Origin of the sequence: Rhodocytophaga rosea (assembly GCF_010119975.1) — a bacterium.
Classification (GTDB): domain Bacteria; phylum Bacteroidota; class Bacteroidia; order Cytophagales; family 172606-1; genus Rhodocytophaga; species Rhodocytophaga rosea.
In genome coordinates this window covers 7,510,523-7,528,951 of sequence record NZ_CP048222.1, presented here as the reverse complement: position 1 = coordinate 7,528,951, position 18,429 = coordinate 7,510,523, and the positions used below count along the sequence as shown (strand labels likewise).

Sequence of the window (18,429 nt, the reverse complement as noted above, 5' to 3'; positions counted from 1 at the left end):
CGGTTTACCTGAGGCAAACAGCTTGTTGGATGGCTCATGTAGATAAAAACTATATCCCTGTTTTCAGGATACATAATAAGTGATAATTAAACTAAAAAAGTTTATAATTAAAAAAGATTGCCTCACTATCTGTTTTTATCTATATTAATTTTTCTGACTATCAGCGCTGCAATAGATTCCCTTAACTGATTTCTCTTGCATCAGAAAACGTATCTGGCGTAATCCAGCTTCCAGCAATACCTTAAATATTTGTTTGCTTGTACTCACCTATTCCATAATCCATCATATGCAAAAGTTCTCCGTCATTGTATTGATGACTATATTGCTCAGTAGTTGCGCTTCATCCACCGAAGAAAAGAAAAACACTCGTCAGCCTTCCAAACAGTGGTGGAAAGAGTCGGTTATCTACCAGATCTATCCCAGAAGTTTTAAAGATACCAATGGAGACGGAGTCGGCGATCTGAAAGGGATTATTGAAAAACTTGATTACATTAAAAGCCTGGGCGTGACGGCTGTCTGGCTCAATCCCATTTACAGTTCCCCCAATGACGATAATGGATATGATGTGAGTGATTACCGCAACATTATGCAGGATTTTGGCACCATGGACGATTTTGACCAGATGCTTGAAGGAATGCATGACAGAGGCCTTAAACTGATTATGGATGTGGTTGTCAATCACAGCAGCGATGAACATGAATGGTTCAAACAATCCAGAAGTTCCAGAAATAATCCTTACCGGAATTATTACCATTGGTGGTCGGCTGAGAAAGGAAAACCTCCCTACCGCTACAGTTTATTCGATGAAAAGGGCGATGCCTGGAAATACGATCCACTTACCAAAGCATATTATCTTCATTATTTTTCCCAAAAACAACCAGACCTGAACTGGGAAAATCCCAAACTCAGGCAGGAAGTCTACGATATTATGAAGTTCTGGGCAGATAAAGGCGTAGATGGATTCCGTCTGGACGCTTTTGGGTTTGCTGCCAAAGACACTACTTTTCCGGTATTCCCGGAAGGCTATGAAAAAGAATTTTCGAAATATTACTCCATGCAGGGTAATTTACATCAGTATTTGCAGGAAATGAATGAACAGGTTTTTAGTAAGTATAAGGTGATGAGCGTAGCCGAGGGTGCCGGAAATTCCTTTCAGGATGCACACAATCTGGTGGATGAAGATAGAAAGGAGTTAAATATGGCCTATGCCTTTGAGGGGGTAGATATTGCCAAACCAGATGGCTATAGCCTCAGGCATTTTAAAGAAGTATTTTCCAGGTGGGACAGTGCGTTTGCCCAAAAAGGCTGGCTTTCTATTTTTCTTGCCAATCATGACCAGGCCAGACTGGTAAGCCGTTTCGGAAACGATAGTCCGGAATTCAGAGAAGCTTCAGCAAAAATGCTGAATACTTTTATTCTGAGTATGCGAGGTACCCCCTATTGTTATTATGGCGATGAGCTGGGCATGACTAATATTGGCTTTACTTCGATTGAGCAATACAAGGATATTTCTGCCATTAATGGCTATAAAAAAGTACTGAATTCCGGCGGAAATATAGAAGCATACCTGACAGACCTTAAGTTTGGCTCCCGGGATAATGGCCGCACACCCATGCAGTGGGATGATTCAACCCAGGCCGGGTTTACAACCGGCACACCCTGGCTGCCAGTTAATTCAAATTATTCGCAGATTAATGTAGCCCTACAGGAAAATGAGCCGAATTCTGTACTCAATTATTTCAGGAAAATAGTGCAACTCCGGAAAGACAATCCGGTATTAGTATATGGCGATTACCAGTTGCTTGAGCCTGCCCATCCGGATATTTATGCCTATACCAGAACACTGGAGGGCAAAAAAATGCTGGTGCTGCTTAACTTTACCAGCAAAACTACCAGAATTCAACTGCAGGAAATGGGTTCTGTAAAAGAAACGCTGATCAATAATTACTCAAGTGTAAAAATGGAAGAGGGAGAAGTATCACTCCAGCCTTATCAGGCGGTAATATTTTCATTATAATATAGTTGATATATCGTCGCAAACCACTACCTGACGTAAATACATTCGAATACGACTTTTATGAACAAACTTTCTTCTGTTATCCTGCTACTCGTTCTAACATTGTTCAATGTAAAACTGAGTTGCTATGCACAAGCTATAGCTCCATCCGTTAAACGGGTTGTATTTCTGGGAAACAGCATTACCTGGGCAGGCCAATATGTGAATTATATAGAAACCTATCTTAGAACGCAACATCCTGACAGACAATGGGAATTTATTAATGTAGGATTACCTAGTGAGACAGTGAGCGGGTTTTCTGAAGAAGGACATGCAGGAGGAAGTTTCCCCAGACCTGATCTACATGAGAGGCTGAATCGGGTATTACAACAGACAAAGCCTGATCTGGTATTTGCTTGTTATGGGATGAATGATGGCATTTACAAACCTTTGGACAAGGAGCGTTTTACCCGTTTTAAAGAAGGGATTCAATGGCTGCGTACTGAAATAGAGAAGACTGGTGCCAGAATTATTCATATTACACCCCCGGATTATGACGAACTTCGAGGCAAAAGTATAGGATATACTGCTGTGCTTGACCATTATACGGATTGGTTACTCGATAAAAAGGCAACGGCTCAATGGGAAGTAATTGATATCCATTATCCCATGAAAAGCTATCTGCAAGCTCACCGCCAGGTAGATGCAAAATTCAACTTGCAGGGATTTGCCCTGGCAGAAGATGGCGTTCATCCCGGAGAAACCGGACATTGGCTCATCGCACGGCAAATCCTCTTATATCTGGGCTATACGAAAGTAGCGAATGCGACTGGTGTTGTAGAGAGCATAAAGCAGGTTCCGGATGCTTCCCGGCTAATAAAACTCATTGCAGAACGGCAGAATATGTTGCGCGATGCCTGGCTGACAGAAACCAAGCATAAGCGGCCTGGTCTTCCGGCAGGCTTGCCATTGGAGGAAGCTAGTCGAAAATCCATTGAACTCCTGAAAGAGATTGAAGGTTTGCTATCTCGTAAATAATATCTTTTCTTGAATGAGTCAGACAAGCAGTATATAAATTGTAGACCAGAACGATCATTTTCACCCAGCTAAAAAAGCCTGCCCTGCTCAAGGTATTTCATAGACACAAAGTAGCCATTTGCCAAAATCTAAAAAATATTCAAACATATATGCCTTGGTGATAACTTTAAGAATTGATCGGGCTTTGTGATCTGTTGTCTAAAGGTGAGTATACTAACTATAAACCAGGTTTAGCTTTTGCCGCCTGTACAAGTTGTACTTGAATTAAATGTATATATTTCATTAATAATTAACAATTTGACTACAAAAATAAAGTAGAATGATCAGATACTTTACACCTGAAGATAGACAAGCACTTATTTCATTACTTAGGCTGAATATACCTCAGTATTTTGCTCCTTCTGAAGAACAAGACTTTAGTGAGTATCTTGATACATATTTGGAGAGTTATTTTGTGGTGGAAGAAGCAGGAAAAATTATAGGCTGTGGAGGTATCAATTATTTTTTAGAAGAAAAGATAGCCCGGCTTTCCTGGGATATAATTCATCCTGATTTCCAGGGAAAAGGCATTGGCCGTACGCTTACTCAATACAGAATCAACCAGATCAGAAAAAATGCAGATATCCGTAAAATTGTAGTCCGGACTACCCAACTGGTGTATCCATTCTATCAGAAGATGGGCTTTATCCTGGAGAAATCAGAAAAGGATTACTGGGCTAAGGGGTTTGACTTGTACCAAATGAGGCTTGATATCAATAAACAGATTTCGTATTTAAGTAGATAAAGATAACTTCCTATTAATCAAGCATAATTATGTGCAGTTTCTTGCAACTTTTTACAACTGATGAGGGTCGTTAATATACGCTTTACATAGATTTTTTTGAAGTATCTAATAATAGGGTTTCCGCACCAAAGATAGAGAAAAAGGAAAGAGGGGCTAACTTTGTGCATGGAACTTAAAAAGATACTAAACAAAGTAGCTGATTTTCGGGTGCAAGGCCGCTGCTTACATCTATTAGCAGATATTTTAGGCTTAGTTTTATGTGGGGTAATAGCCGATTGTGATGACTTTGACGAGATAGCAGATTATGGCAAAGATAATACAGCGTTTCTGCAGCAAGAACTAGGATTAAGTTTTGTTAATGGTATACCTTCTGCTGACACTTTAAATCGGGTGATCAGACACCTGGATAGCCATAGTTTGGAGCAATGCTTCAAAGCGTGTGTAGCTGGCTTCTCCTTAGCAGGCAAGCAGGTATGTATAGATGGCAAAGAATTGAGAGGTACTATACCTGCAGGCAAAAAGCATGCTTTGGTTCGTATGGTCAATGTATGGGTAGAGGAACATAGCTTAAGCTTTGGACAAGTAGCCGTAGAAGCCAAGAGTAATGAGATTACAACTATTCCTGCTTTATTAGATACCCTTGATTGCAAAGGTAGTATCATTACTATAGATGCTATTGCTTGTCAGCAGGCAATTGTAGAAAAGATCAGGGATAAGCAAGCCCATTATGTGATTGCCCTAAAGGCTAATCAAGGTGTACTCTATGAGCAGGTAGCCCATTTTATGCAAATCAATAAGTCTGCTCTCGCTTTTAATCAGCAACTAGATAAAGCCCATGGCAGAGGAGAAGAACGTAGGGTATATATTGCTCAATGCATTGATTTGGTAGAGGAAAAGGAAAAATGGCAGGACTTACATACTTTAGTCATGGTAGAAAGAAAACGCATTATAGCAGGCAAAAAGCAAGAACAAACCCTGTTCTATATAAGCAGTTTAACAGATACAGACCCTGCCTTGTACAGCCGCTACATAAGAGGCCATTGGGCGATAGAGAATGGCTTGCATTGGCAACTAGATGTTACCTTTAGGGAAGATGAGGCTAAAGTCAGGAAAGATAAAGGACCCATCAATCTGCATCTGATTAGAAAGTGGTCTTTGCATCTGCTCAAAAAAGAGCCTTCTTGCGTGAGTGTCAAACGGAAAAGAAAAAAAGCTAACAGAGACACTAATTTCCTGTTAGCTATTCTTAAAACTTAATATTTAGTGCGGAAACCCTAAATATTATACTTAATTGTGTTTAATTACTTATAGATAATTTAAATGCTATTTTTACTTCTTATGCATATTCCAATTTACAAAACCGTATATACCAGGACAGGTTGCCATTTATACTACTTTACCTCTCCATGAGTGTCAGTATAAAATACCCTTCGCTTTCTAGTTGCTAAGTGCTACAACCAATAAGATATGGAGAATGTAAATCTTATAAGTAAATCCGGAATTATTTTCTCTAAATACTTGTAGACCTTATGTTTATATGTTACTAACAAACATTCATGCCAGATACTACTCATTCAAATGAGTTGCTCCAAGGAATTTTTGATTCCTCACTCAGTTCTGTTTTTGTACTAAAAGCCCTCCGTGATGAGCACAATAACATCCTGGATTTTACCTGGGTGCTGTTCAACAAACGAGCCCTTCAACTGTATCCTTCTGCAAAAGGGCTAATTGAAGTGGGAAAAAGGGTATCTGAGCTGTTTCCAAGCGCCATTGGAAGTGAAAATTTTAAGCGGTGGATACATACCACCCATACAGGAGAAGCCTATTTAACAGAGTATTACCATGATCAGGATGGTTTGACTCACTGGATCAGGGAAAGGGGAATCAAGTATGAAGATGGCCTCATCATTGCTTCTGATAATATTACTGAGCAAAAATTAAAAGAAGACATCTTACATAGAAGTGAAGCCTTGCTGTTGGAAAGCCAGGATATAGCCCAACTGGGAGCTTTCCAGTGGAATGAAGACATGAGTGAGGTGTATTGGACCCCACAAATGTTTAACCTGTATGGCATAGAACCCAATTCTCTAAAGATTACTCCTCAGTTAATTGCCTCTTTTGTCCATCCGGAGGATAAAGAGAAATTCGTAGCGATGGTGAGTAAAATAAGAAATACCCAGGAGACCTACTCCATAGAATACAGAGTAATCACTGCTGACGGTCGTTTGAAGCATTTGTGGACCAGAGGAAAAATAATCAATGGCAGGCGTACAGGAACAGTGATGGATATTACGGAGCGAAAACTTCAAGAAGAGAAGTTTAAACAAAGTGAAGAACTCCTGCTGGAAAGTCAGCAAATAGCCCAGATAGGCACCTTCCAAATGGATGAAAAAGGAGATATCTACTGGACGGCTCAGATGTATCAAATATTTGAGATTGACCCTTCTGTAAAAATAACCCCTGCCCTTGTAGATAATATGATTCATTCAGCAGACAGAGAAAAATTCTTTGAGAATGTACATAAGGTATTGAGTAGTGGGGAATCTCATACGGTGGAATATAAGCTTTGCCTACCCAATGGAAAGCTAAAGTATATTTGGTCAAGGGCGAAAATGGTTCATGGCAAATTTACAGGCACAGCCATGGATATTACCGAACGCAAAGAACTGGAAGAAAAAAATACGTAGCTTTCCCATCGCAATGTGGATCTGGATAGTTTTGTTTATACGGCTTCTCATGACCTGCGCTCTCCACTGAATAATATTGAAACGTTATTGAACTTCCTAAAGGAAGAGATTACTGATGAGAAGGAAAATACCGCTTTATATATGGAACTGATGAGGAAATCAGTGGTTGATTTAAAGAATACACTCCAGGACTTAACTACGGTCACTGAGATTCATACAGGTGATGGAAAAGAGCTGGTTAATTTAGCGGACGTGATTAAAGAAGTGAAAGTAGCCCATTATAACCAAATAGAAGAGACTAAAGCTTCTATAGAGGTGGATTTAGCTGTGCCTCTCTTACACATACCAAAGAGGCATGCTAAAAGCTTAGTCTATAATATGCTTTCAAATGCCTTGAAATTTCGCTCAACCGACAGGCAGCTTCATGTAAAAATTTCTTCCAGGATAAAGGGCGATAACATCCTGGTGAGCTTTTCAGATAATGGGATAGGCATCAGAAAAGAAGATCATGGAAAAGTGTTTATGATTTTTAAACGGTTTAATCCAGAGATAGCAGGCAGAGGTGTAGGGATGTATTTAGTGAAACGGGTAATTGATTTAAATGAAGGAAGTATTTACCTGGAAAGCCAGGAGAAGGTAGGCACTACCTTCCATGTAGAGCTTCCTATGACAAAGTGAAGCTGGCCATTAATGATATTGTTTAAGTAAGGGCAGCCGTTTAGCTCTGTTAATGGTTTAAGCAGATAGTTTTGCATCCCGGTGCTTTAATTCTTTTATATTTTAATATGAGAAGAACTGGTGAGTTAGAATAATCATGGAGCGTATAGGATCAGATTAATAATGTGCTAGAGTGCCTCCAACACTTCAAAGTTATTTATTACAGGTAGGGACAGATATAATTAAAATATGTCTGGAAAATCAGAGAGTCTCCCGTTGATCTAAACAATATCTTTTATTTTTTCTGATCCTTCCTTCCCCATAGAGGCAATTACAATTTACTTTGTCAGGCTCGCTTCTTCTATGATATGCTGTGTCAGATATGCATTGACAAAATGAGCACTTTGTTGACAAGTTTATAAGGAGACATACAAGCCGTAAAAGTTCAAATCATAAAAAATAATTGTAAATACATTTATTCAATCAAAATTGATGTAGTATACGCAACTGCTCTCAAAAGCAATTTGGCTATAATCAACTAACTTCTTGTAAATTTAAGTCTTTGAACAAATAGCAGAGTATGCCGTAGTTATTATGTCGTTAGTAATGCCTCCACATGCAAGGTAGATAGCCTGTTTTTCGAGGGATGGTTTTGGTAAGAATACTTAAATTATCTGAGAATCAAGCTACCAGACTGATCTTATCTCCTTCGTTAATTTCCATAATTTAGCTACTTGCTTGTGTTAGCACCAGATGGTTGTCTAAGTGAAATTTGGCTGGCCTATGTCTTTGTGTAAATCTTCTGACAAAAAATAAATTAGGAGTAGTCGCATAAAACATATATCTAAAATATTAATTTAGTATAATATTAACTGCCCCTCTTTCTGATTTTTAAATTAAATATGGAATGCGGCATTTTTTTCTGCTCGTTTTAAGCGTATTTTTTCCCTTATTTGTCTCCGCTCAATCCCATAGTTTAGACAGTCTGTTCTTAGCGCTGGCTAACGCTACCCCCGCTACATATCCTTCTGTTTTTTCTCACATAGAACAAACCCTCCAAAAAACGGAATTTAATGCTGCTTTGCAAGCAACGGATAAAATAATATCCATCAGTCAGCGGCTCCCTTTTAAAGGGCCTGGTGCAAGTGCATACCGTTGTAAAGCTATTGTATATAATCAGAATAATAAGGGAATGCAAGCTTTGCAGGCTACCCAGCAAGCATACCGGCTCGCTCAAAAGGATAAGTTGCCCATGGAAGAAGCCCATAGTTTAAAATTAATGGGCAGTATTTATCATTCAATAGGCAGGCAGGAATTAGCGTTGCAACAATATTTGAAAGCCCTGGAAATTTACTATCAGCAAGGATATCAGAAATCTGAGGCAGAAACACTATATGAACTAGGCAATTTGTGTTACTATACCCATAAATACAATGCCTCCAAACGATATCTGCTAAAGGCCTATCAACTGGGAAGTGATTCTTTAGATAAGCGTATATTAATCAGCTGTATAAATACTATTGCTCTGGCATACCGCGCCAAAGAAGAATATTCCGATGCCATACATTATCAGAAACTTTCTTACCAGATGGCTATTCAGGCAAAAGATAGCGCCTGGATTGCTATAACAGCCGGGAATCTGGGTGTTATTTATCAATCGCAAGGTAACAATGAAAAGGCTTTACCCTATTATCTACTTGATCTTAACTTAAGCAAGAAGTTTAATATGTGGGGCAGCGCAGCCAATAATTATATCAGCATTGCCAATGTTCATCTTCAGAAAAGGAATTATTCTTTAGCCAAAATATATCTTGATAGTGCCATATACCTGAAAAGTTCTGTGAGAGAACATGATTTTCTTCAGGTTTTGTATCAGACCTTATCCAGTTATTATCTGCAAACCAATCAGCTGGATAAAGCCTACCAGTACCAGAAACTACAGTATACGGTGAAAGATTCGCTCGATAAGAGAAAATATAATGCTGAACTGGAAAAGGTGATGGCCGGGTATGAGTGGGATAAAAAACAAGCAGAAATAGCCTTATTAAAGAAAGACAATGAAATTATTCAGGCAGAAGCCCAACAAAAAAACAATACATTGTTTGCCATTACCGGTATATTGATTTTAATTATGATGCTGGCTTTTATTCTTTACCGGAGTAACCGCCAGAAGTACAAAGCCAACTATACCCTTACTCTACAGCAGAAAGAACTTTCTGAGAAAAATGAGGAAATCAAACAATTCAATAATTCCCTGGAACAAAAGGTAGAAGAACGTACGCACCAGTTACAAATCGCCATGGAGAATGTAGTTAGAAAAAATCAGCACCTGGAAGATTTTGCGTATGTAATCTCTCACAATTTACGGGCGCCGATTGCCAGAATTATGGGTTTGGTTTCTATTTTCAATAAAGATAACCTTCAGGATAAAAGCAATCTACCGATACTGGAGCACCTGAATACAGCCGCCGTTAATCTGGATATGGTGGTCAGTGACCTGAACGATATCCTGCTGATGCAAACCCTGGCTGATCAATATAAAGAGGAAGTATCTCTGGAGGACGTTACCCGGCTTACAATTGAAAGTTTACATGAGATGATTAGAACTTCCGCTGCCAGCATTCAGACGGATTATTCGCAAGTGGATAAATTATTAACCATTAAAAGTTATATGACCAGTATTTTGTATAATCTTGTTTCCAATGCTATCAAATATCAATCCCCTGAACGTAGTCCCGAAATTCTCATAAAAACTTCTAAAGTAAACGATGCTGTTTGTTTGACGGTAAAAGATAATGGTATTGGCGTAGACCTTACCAAGAGTAATGGTAATAAACTTTTTAAACTCTACCAGAGAATGCATACGCATGTGGAAGGAAAGGGAATGGGCTTATTTATTGTAAAAGAACAGGTAGAGGCGCTTAACGGAAAAATTGAAGTAGAAAGTGCGCCCAATCAAGGATGTGCGTTTCATATATACCTGCCTTCTTAGATTCCGTGCCAATCACTCTGGCGGCATAGTATAATTTATTAACAGCCTGGGCTTTGACATCAACATTCATTCTAACCTTTATCTGCCTCCCTCCTCTTTTTAGCTTCACCAGGACAAAAGCTTTCTTTAGCCATACCATAGCTTCGCCCCAAAGAATGGCGGCAGGCAGGAATTTTGAATGCAAAGAAATTTAAGTTCCTAAATGTTTCTACTCAACACCAGAATTTCTCGTAAAACATCAAAAGATTATTTAATTATTGACAGAATGAAAGATAACCATCGACGTATAAAAACTTATATCAGCGAAGCTAATCAGAACCGTATTAGCGAAACCCTTTCCGTAGAAGTGGAAAGCCAGGCATCATTTTCAGCAGAAAACCAGGATTCAACGGAGAGTAGTTCGTTAAAACAACCCGAAACTCATCTAGAGATATATGATGAACCAGAAGCACTCAGTGCGCCCCTAACTCCTTTACCTCCTACAACAGCTGCCTATGATGCCGAAGCAGTAGCCGGTTTTACCATCGGAGAAACCTATGGAGATCAGGAAGATTATTATGCTAAAGGGAATACCAAATAAAAAGAGAGGGCAACCTAAAAGATGATGCGTAAAAATAAACCCAGGCATAATATTGCCTGGGTTTATTTTTAGTTAGATGGATGCCTTATTGTTCAAACTGAATGGTGCTTACATTAATAATATCCTCATTGGGTTTGTCCCGTTTTACGACCACAAAATACACATCATGTTTACCCTCCGTAAGTTTGGTTATTTCTCCAGTGATCTGCTGTTTTGTACTCCAGGCTCCGGTTGCCTTATAAGGTGTCCGGCAGATCACAGGACCAGCATAGGAATCGATACGTACTTCAATTTCCCCTTCTTTATCCAGAGAAGAATACTCATAGACGAATTTTTTAATGCCACTTAGGTCTATATTTTTCAGAAGAATATACGATTTATGGTCTCCCTGGCTCAGGGAATTGCCAAACCTGGGAAAACCTACATGTGCATCGGCATATACCGTTCTTACTTTGGCATTTCGCAAGGTTACCATATCTGAATTGGTTAGGGGACCAATTGTTTTCCCGCCTTTATCCGTGTAGGTGGCTAGTAATGTATATTGGCCTCTTGGCTGATCCTCTGTATGTTCTTTCAAAGCAATGGAACCTTGTACTGGCAACTGCGCTTTTTCCTTTTTTTCATCTGTAAGAGAGAATATATATTTCACCATTTCCGAAGCATCCTGGGCGGAAATCTGCGGATGGGCACTCATTACATACTGGGTTCCCCAGCTGCCTGCTCCTCCGGCAATAATTTTCTTAGCCAGTTTATCAACCGAGCCTGGCTGGTTTTTGTACCGCTGTGCCACGGCAACATATGCAGGCCCTACAGAAACTTTATCTATGGTATGGCAGGCTTTGCAATCGCTGCGGGCGATCAATTGTTTTCCTTCGGTATTAGTTTCAACCGTAGTAACGATTTGTTTTTTAAGCTGTGCTTCATTCGACAGGGCACTGGGCTGCGGATTGTAGTCAAAATATACTTTTACATTTTTAGGATCAACTTTTCCATCTTCTTTATCGGCTACCTTCACCGTATATTCAAAAGGCTTATTTTCCCAGTAAAAAGATTTGTTTCCGGTAGACTGAATGCTTACTTCCGGCATCGCATTCCCAACTTTCACCACAAGGGTATCTGTACCCACCAGACCAGCTTTATCCGTTACTTTCAGAATAGCCTGGTATTCTCCTTCATGTGTATAGGTATATGAAGCATTCGGTTTAGTTGCCCCTACCGTTTTGCCATCAAACAACCACTCATACATCAGTTCATCGTCATCATCTAAGTCTCTGGTGCCCCGGCTGTTGAAAAGTATCCGCAATGGTGCTTGTCCTGCGATGTCCCTAATCTCAGGCAGATTTCTGTTCTCAGAAGTTATAAAAACTCTCTTGCTTAGTTGTGCCGCTGCTACAGAATCCGTAATAGTAGCCTTCGCAATAGGTGCCCGGTTTCCGGTATTGTATTCAATTTTTACCAGTCGTGCATCCTCGTTATCGGCACCATATACCGAACCATATTCCAACATATACATCACCCCATCTTTGCTGAAAGCCAGATCTATTGGCCGGCGGAAATCGCCATTGGCAGTCATAAAGGGTTCACTGCGTACATAGTTTTCATTCTCATCAAACCTTACGGCCATTACCCAGTTACGCATCCATTCAAAAATAAACAAGGTGCCATCGTAATACTCGGGAAATGCATTGGGAGAGGCAGTGGCCTTATTATAGGTATAAAATGAACCAGCCATCGCACTACGTCCCCCTGCCCTAGTTCCGGAAACTCTTTAGAAGCCGCATAGGGATACCAGATCATTGGTTTCTGAGCCGGAGGCAATTTTTCAAGTCCGGTATTATTAGGAGATTTATTGACTGGCGCTGCCGGATCGAACTTTGGTCCAGCGGTATTGCTTGTAAAATCCCATTTTACATAGGCCTGATTATCGCCTACAAAGTAAGGCCATCCGAAATTTCCAGCCTTTTTTGCCTGATTAAACTCATCATAGCCTCTGGGGCCCTGAATACTATCTTTACCAGCATCCGGGCCAATTTCGCCCCAGTATACGGTAGAAGTTTTCGGATTTACAGCAATCCGGTAAGGATTCCGGCAGCCCATGGCATAAATTTCTGGTAAAGTTTTTTCCATTCCTTTCGGGAACAGGTTGCCTGCCGGAATAGTATAACTGCCATCAGGTTCTGGATGAATGCGTAAGATTTTTCCTTTAAAATCATTGGAATTTGCCGAAGACCGCTGGGCATCCAGGCTGAAATATTCTTGTCCTGGACGTTCGTCCAGAGGGGCATATCCATTGGAAGGAAACGGACTGGAACTATCGCCGGTAGACAGTATAAGATTCCCATCTTTGTCAAAGGCCAGGGAACCGCCATGATGTGCCCCACTATTTTCCTGCACCGGCACTTTTAACAATATCTTCTCGGAGTTTACATCCAGTGTATTATCGCTCTTTACAGTAAATCTGGACAAATGGAAAATAATAGGTTCTTTTTCTACAGGTGGTGAATAATACAGGTATATGTACTGATTGGTGGCAAAGTCCGGATCAAGGGTTACCCCAATTAAGCCTGTTCCCCGAAATTTAGATAAGGCAAACTGATGTACAAGCGATTGTTTTTTCGTATTCGTGTTATAGAGAAAAAGATTCCCGGTTGACAGTTCTGTAAAGAATACCCGTCCATCACCAGCAACAGCCAGTTCCATAGGGGTATTCAAGTCATTGATTAAAACCGTTTTTACAAAGCGGTTTTCTTCAGGAACCACTACAGCATAGGCTTTACTATAATCCAATGGTTTGCCATTGCCCATGGCATATTTTATTCCTCCCCACAAATGCTGATAAAATAAGGGCTCACTGTAACTTTCCGGTGTATGCCCCAATCCGGTATAAAAAGCCCTGCCTCCATCAAAGTCATGATACCAGGCAATAGGGTGATTGGCTCCATTGGTGCCATTGTCGTAGGTATTTTCATCCAGATACGCCAGCACATTTAACCCGGAATAGAAAGAACGGTAGCTATACCATTCATCGGTACGCTCCCAGCGGTCGGGTAAATGTGCGGTAGACGGATGGTTTTTATTGGTTACATCAACAGCTGCTTTGCGCTCTCCAGGGTTGGAGGGATGATTGGCAAAATGTGCTCCCATTAACTTATTATACCAGGGCCATTCATATTCGGTATCAGCCGCCGAATGAATTCCAGCGTATCCGCCTCCTGCTTGAATGTACCCTTCAAAAGCTGCCTGTTGTTGGGCATTTAATACATTGCCGGTGGTACAGTTGAAAATAACTGCCTGATAATGCCGTAAACTATCTTCTGTAAAATAAGCGGCATTGGTCGTGGTATCCACCTGAAAATTATTTTCTTTCCCCATCTTTTGTATGGCAGTAATTCCATATGGAATCGATGTATGCTTCCAGCCTTTGGTTTTGGAAAATACCAGTACCCGAAGGGAAGTAGATGAAGCATTAGCACTCGTTTGTGCAACAGGTTTTTTGGAATTCAGGCAACTAATTAATCCTGTAATTGTGATCAATAAAAAGAGAATAAACAGAGAAGATTTAGCAGGTAGTGTTGAAAATGACATACTCAGAAGCAGATTTGGTAGTATTGGGGTAAATATATAAAATGAAAATTTTTCATGTAAATATACAAAGTCATTTAGTTTAAATATTCATTAAACCAATGCTGCCTTTACATAAATTTTATAACCAGAATCAGTTTCAAATTAAGTCAATGATATTAGAAAAGTTTTCTATACAAAGGCAATCCTTACTTGTGAAAAGCAGAACCTGAGATGACAAAGCAAAGCCGATTATAACAGTTGCTTCTTGTATATAATGAAAAGAAATCTGATAAAATATGCTTCACCGGTGTATGTCTTACCAGCTATTGTACAATATCAGGACTTATTTCTTTGACCCTACTCTTTTTTGACAAAACAGCAACCACCGCATCTCCTACTGCTGAGGTTTTTGCTTTCCCACCCATATCCGGTGTAAGGTTTTTGGCTTCCACTAATACGCTTTCTATTGCATTCAATACCTCTTTTCCCCAGGTAGAATGTCCGAAAAAATCCAGTAACTGGCTTACCGACCAGATTGCCGCCAGGGGATTGGCAATTGCTTTTCCGGCAATATCAGGTGCAGACCCATGCACCGGCTCAAACATTGATGGATATTTCCGTTCCGGGTTGATATTTGCGCCAGCTGCCAGTCCCATACCTCCGGCAATAGCGGCTCCTAAATCGGTGAGAATATCCCCAAATAAGTTAGACGTAACTACAATCTGGAAGCGCTGGGGCTGTTTTACAAAAAACATAGCAGCCGCATCGACCAGGTACGAATAGGTTTGTACATCCGGATACTGTTTTCCTACTTCTACAAATACCTCATCCCAGAATACCATCGAGTAATTAAGTGCATTTCCTTTGCTGATGCTGGTGAGTGTCTTTTTTTCTTTTCTGGCAAGTTCAAAAGCATAACGAATGATTCTTTCGGTTCCTTTTCTGGAGAACACCCCGGTTTGTAATACGACTTCCTCAGGCTTTCCTTTAAACAGCCAATCCCCTGCCCCGGCATATTCTCCTTCACTATTCTCCCGGATCACAATCATGTTGATATCCTCCCGTTTGACATCTTTCAAGGGACAAGGGGCTCCTTCCAGCAGCTGAACAGGACGAAGGTTTACATACTGGTCAAATCCTTTTCTGATTTTCAGCAATAAATCCCACAACGAAATATGGTCCGGTACACCAGGAAATCCGACAGCACCTAAATAAATGGCATCGTAGGCTTTTAGCTTTTCCAGTCCATCATCGTCCATCATTTTTCCATGTTTGAGATAATATTGGCATCCCCACGGAAAATGTGTAAACTCAAAATGAATATTCCCATCGAGTTCTTCTATGGCTTTTAACACTTTGATTCCTTCGGCCAGTACTTCCGGACCAATTCCATCTCCGGCAATCACGGCAATTTTATAGCTGTTCATGGCTTGTAGCTTTATAAGTGAATAGTCAGATTACAATCAATCTCTGCCTGGCACCACCTGCTGATGCTTAAATTGTTTTGATTTTCTGCCAGGCAGCTGGCATAAAAAATATTATCAAACCGGAAGTGGTGAATGGCAATACTTGATTGTAATTAGGAAACATGGATGCCTGGAACCATTCAAAATTGCCTATGTATGCGCTTCAGGAACTCAGATTGTGATGAAAAAGAAATTCAACTCAAATACCTATGACTCAGCCTTCTCTCTTGCGGCCCCAGCCTTCTACCCTGCAAGCTAAGCCTTCTGTAATGCGGCAATTGCTGCAAGTGCCGGTAATTGTAGCAGCACTCGGATACTTTGTAGATATTTATGACCTGCTCTTATTCAGCATTGTCCGCATAGAAAGCCTCCGGTCACTGGGCGTTGCGGAAGCCAGTTTATTGAATGAAGGGGTTTACCTGATTAATATGCAGATGGGAGGACTATTGTTAGGGGGCATTCTCTGGGGAATCATGGGCGACAAACGGGGAAGGATATCAGTTCTGTTCAGCTCGATTTTAATTTATTCACTGGCCAATGCCGCCAACGGATTCGTCACTTCCGTAGATCAGTATGCTGTTCTCCGCTTTATTGCAGGTATTGGTTTGGCCGGAGAGCTGGGGGTAGGCATTACCCTAGTGGCTGAAATATTACCCAAAGAGATTCGGGGCTATGGCACTTCACTGGTCGCTTCCGTAGGCATGTTGGGGGCTGTTCTGGCTTATTTTATTGCCGATAATTTTGAGTGGCGGATCGCATATTTTATCGGAGGTGGACTAGGCTTACTATTACTGTTAATGCGGGTAAGTGTATTCGAGTCAGGTATTTTTACAAAAGCCAAAGAAAAATCAGTGTCCAGGGGAAATTTCTTTCAGTTATTTAGTTCCGGACCGCAATTCATAAAATATATACGCTGTATTCTCATTGGCGTACCAGTCTGGTTTGTGGCTGGTATTCTCATGACGTTCTCTCCTGAAATTGGCCAGGCACTGGATCTGGATACGCCCATTGTGGCTGGAAAAGCAGTAATGTGGGAATACATCGGATTAACCATAGGTGATCTGTCGAGTGGGATTCTCAGCCAGTATTTTAACAGCCGGAAAAAAGTTGTACTGCTGTATGTTTTATTAGCAGCCCTGTTCTCAGCCGTATACTTATTTGTACCCTTACAATCCTCTGCATTATTTTATGCCTTATGTGTAGGATTGGGGATTGCATCCGGCTACTGGGCTTTATTTGTTACCATCGCTGCCGAACAATTCGGTACCAACCTTCGGGCAACTGTTGCTACGACCGTACCTAACTTTGTACGTGGCAGTATGATTCTCATGACACCGCTTTTTCTGCTGTTCAGAAGCCAGTTCGGAATATTACCTGGCGCAGGACTCTTGGGATTAATTACCATAGGCATTGCTTTACTGGGACTCTGGAAAATGGAAGAAACCTTTGGCAAAGACTTAAATTTCCTGGAAAAGTAAAGGCATTTATTATTAAGGTTTCCGCACCAAAGATAGAGAAAAAGGAAAGAGGGGCTAACTTTGTGCATGGAACTTAAAAAGATACTAAACAAAGTAGCTGATTTTCGGGTGCAAGGCCGCTGCTTACATCTATTAGCAGATATTTTAGGCTTAGTTTTATGTGGGGTAATAGCCGATTGTGATGACTTTGACGAGATAGCAGATTATGGCAAAGATAATACAGCGTTTCTGCAGCAAGAACTAGGATTAAGTTTTGTTAATGGTATACCTTCTGCTGACACTTTAAATCGGGTGATCAGACACCTGGATAGCCATAGTTTGGAGCAATGCTTCAAAGCGTGTGTAGCTGGCTTCTCCTTAGCAGGCAAGCAGGTATGTATAGATGGCAAAGAATTGAGAGGTACTATACCTGCAGGCAAAAAGCATGCTTTGGTTCGTATGGTCAATGTATGGGTAGAGGAACATAGCTTAAGCTTTGGACAAGTAGCCGTAGAAGCCAAGAGTAATGAGATTACAACTATTCCTGCTTTATTAGATACCCTTGATTGCAAAGGTAGTATCATTACTATAGATGCTATTGCTTGTCAGCAGGCAATTGTAGAAAAGATCAGGGATAAGCAAGCCCATTATGTGATTGCCCTAAAGGCTAATCAAGGTGTACTCTATGAGCAGGTAGCCCATTTTATGCAAATCAATAAGTCTGCTCTCGCTTTTAATCAGCAACTAGATAAAGCCCATGGCAGAGGAGAAGAACGTAGGGTATATATTGCTCAATGCATTGATTTGGTAGAGGAAAAGGAAAAATGGCAGGACTTACATACTTTAGTCATGGTAGAAAGAAAACGCATTATAGCAGGCAAAAAGCAAGAACAAACCCTGTTCTATATAAGCAGTTTAACAGATACAGACCCTGCCTTGTACAGCCGCTACATAAGAGGCCATTGGGCGATAGAGAATGGCTTGCATTGGCAACTAGATGTTACCTTTAGGGAAGATGAGGCTAAAGTCAGGAAAGATAAAGGACCCATCAATCTGCATCTGATTAGAAAGTGGTCTTTGCATCTGCTCAAAAAAGAGCCTTCTTGCGTGAGTGTCAAACGGAAAAGAAAAAAAGCTAACAGAGACACTAATTTCCTGTTAGCTATTCTTAAAACTTAATATTTAGTGCGGAAACCCTATATCTAATA

13 protein-coding genes are annotated in these 18,429 nt (G+C 40.5%); 10 read left to right on the top strand and 3 right to left on the bottom strand.

Annotated elements, in window-relative coordinates; genetic code table 11:
- Positions 1–286 precede the first annotated feature (286 nt).
- From GXP67_RS30880 to GXP67_RS30845, 8 genes are all read left to right on the top strand, one after another.
- On the top strand, positions 287–2,017 hold the full coding sequence (locus GXP67_RS30880; protein WP_162446704.1) for a glycoside hydrolase family 13 protein: 1,731 nt from the start codon (positions 287–289) through the stop codon (positions 2,015–2,017).
- A 60-nt stretch (positions 2,018–2,077) separates the two neighbouring features.
- Positions 2,078–3,034, top strand: a complete 957-nt coding sequence (locus GXP67_RS30875; RefSeq protein WP_162446703.1) for an SGNH/GDSL hydrolase family protein — start codon at positions 2,078–2,080, stop codon at positions 3,032–3,034.
- Positions 3,035–3,353: 319 nt separating this feature from the next.
- Positions 3,354–3,818 (top strand): GNAT family N-acetyltransferase, encoded by a 465-nt coding sequence (locus tag GXP67_RS30870; RefSeq protein ID WP_162446702.1) that lies wholly within the window; start codon positions 3,354–3,356, stop codon positions 3,816–3,818.
- Between the two features lie 165 nt (positions 3,819–3,983).
- Complete coding sequence (locus GXP67_RS30865) at positions 3,984–5,075, top strand: ISAs1 family transposase (RefSeq protein WP_162441340.1); 1,092 nt, start codon at positions 3,984–3,986, stop codon at positions 5,073–5,075.
- A gap of 299 nt (positions 5,076–5,374) precedes the next feature.
- On the top strand, positions 5,375–6,505 hold the full coding sequence (locus tag GXP67_RS30860; RefSeq protein ID WP_162446701.1) for a PAS domain-containing protein: 1,131 nt from the start codon (positions 5,375–5,377) through the stop codon (positions 6,503–6,505).
- A 15-nt stretch (positions 6,506–6,520) separates the two neighbouring features.
- On the top strand, positions 6,521–7,183 hold the full coding sequence (locus GXP67_RS30855) for a sensor histidine kinase (RefSeq protein WP_162446700.1): 663 nt from the start codon (positions 6,521–6,523) through the stop codon (positions 7,181–7,183).
- Positions 7,184–8,069: 886 nt separating this feature from the next.
- Positions 8,070–10,154, top strand: coding sequence for a tetratricopeptide repeat-containing sensor histidine kinase (locus GXP67_RS30850; RefSeq protein WP_162446699.1), 2,085 nt, complete (start codon positions 8,070–8,072; stop codon positions 10,152–10,154).
- Positions 10,155–10,419: 265 nt separating this feature from the next.
- On the top strand, positions 10,420–10,734 hold the full coding sequence (locus tag GXP67_RS30845) for a hypothetical protein (protein ID WP_162446698.1): 315 nt from the start codon (positions 10,420–10,422) through the stop codon (positions 10,732–10,734).
- Between the two features lie 85 nt (positions 10,735–10,819).
- Here GXP67_RS30845 and GXP67_RS37595 read toward each other — a convergent pair whose 3' ends face one another.
- The 3 genes from GXP67_RS37595 to GXP67_RS30835 form a co-directional block, all read right to left on the bottom strand.
- Positions 10,820–12,466, bottom strand: coding sequence for a carbohydrate-binding protein (locus tag GXP67_RS37595; protein WP_232064713.1), 1,647 nt, complete (start codon positions 12,464–12,466; stop codon positions 10,820–10,822).
- Positions 12,358–14,319: a ThuA domain-containing protein gene (locus tag GXP67_RS37590; RefSeq protein ID WP_232064712.1), complete on the bottom strand. Its 1,962-nt coding sequence runs from the start codon at positions 14,317–14,319 to the stop codon at positions 12,358–12,360. The genes GXP67_RS37595 and GXP67_RS37590 overlap by 109 nt, the downstream gene beginning before the upstream one ends.
- Before the next feature lie 302 nt (positions 14,320–14,621).
- Entirely contained in the window at positions 14,622–15,725 is a 1,104-nt protein-coding gene (locus GXP67_RS30835) for a tartrate dehydrogenase (protein ID WP_162446697.1), read from the bottom strand.
- Positions 15,726–15,973: 248 nt separating this feature from the next.
- Between GXP67_RS30835 and GXP67_RS30830 the strand changes: the two genes are divergently transcribed.
- Together GXP67_RS30830 and GXP67_RS30825 are read left to right on the top strand one after the other, a co-directional pair.
- Entirely contained in the window at positions 15,974–17,242 is a 1,269-nt protein-coding gene (locus tag GXP67_RS30830; RefSeq protein WP_197901591.1) for an MFS transporter, read from the top strand.
- Positions 17,243–17,308: 66 nt separating this feature from the next.
- Positions 17,309–18,400 carry an ISAs1 family transposase gene (locus GXP67_RS30825; protein WP_162441340.1) on the top strand — a complete coding sequence of 364 codons (1,092 nt, stop codon included), beginning with the start codon at positions 17,309–17,311 and terminating at the stop codon, positions 18,398–18,400.
- The last annotated feature ends 29 nt before the right edge of the window (positions 18,401–18,429 follow it).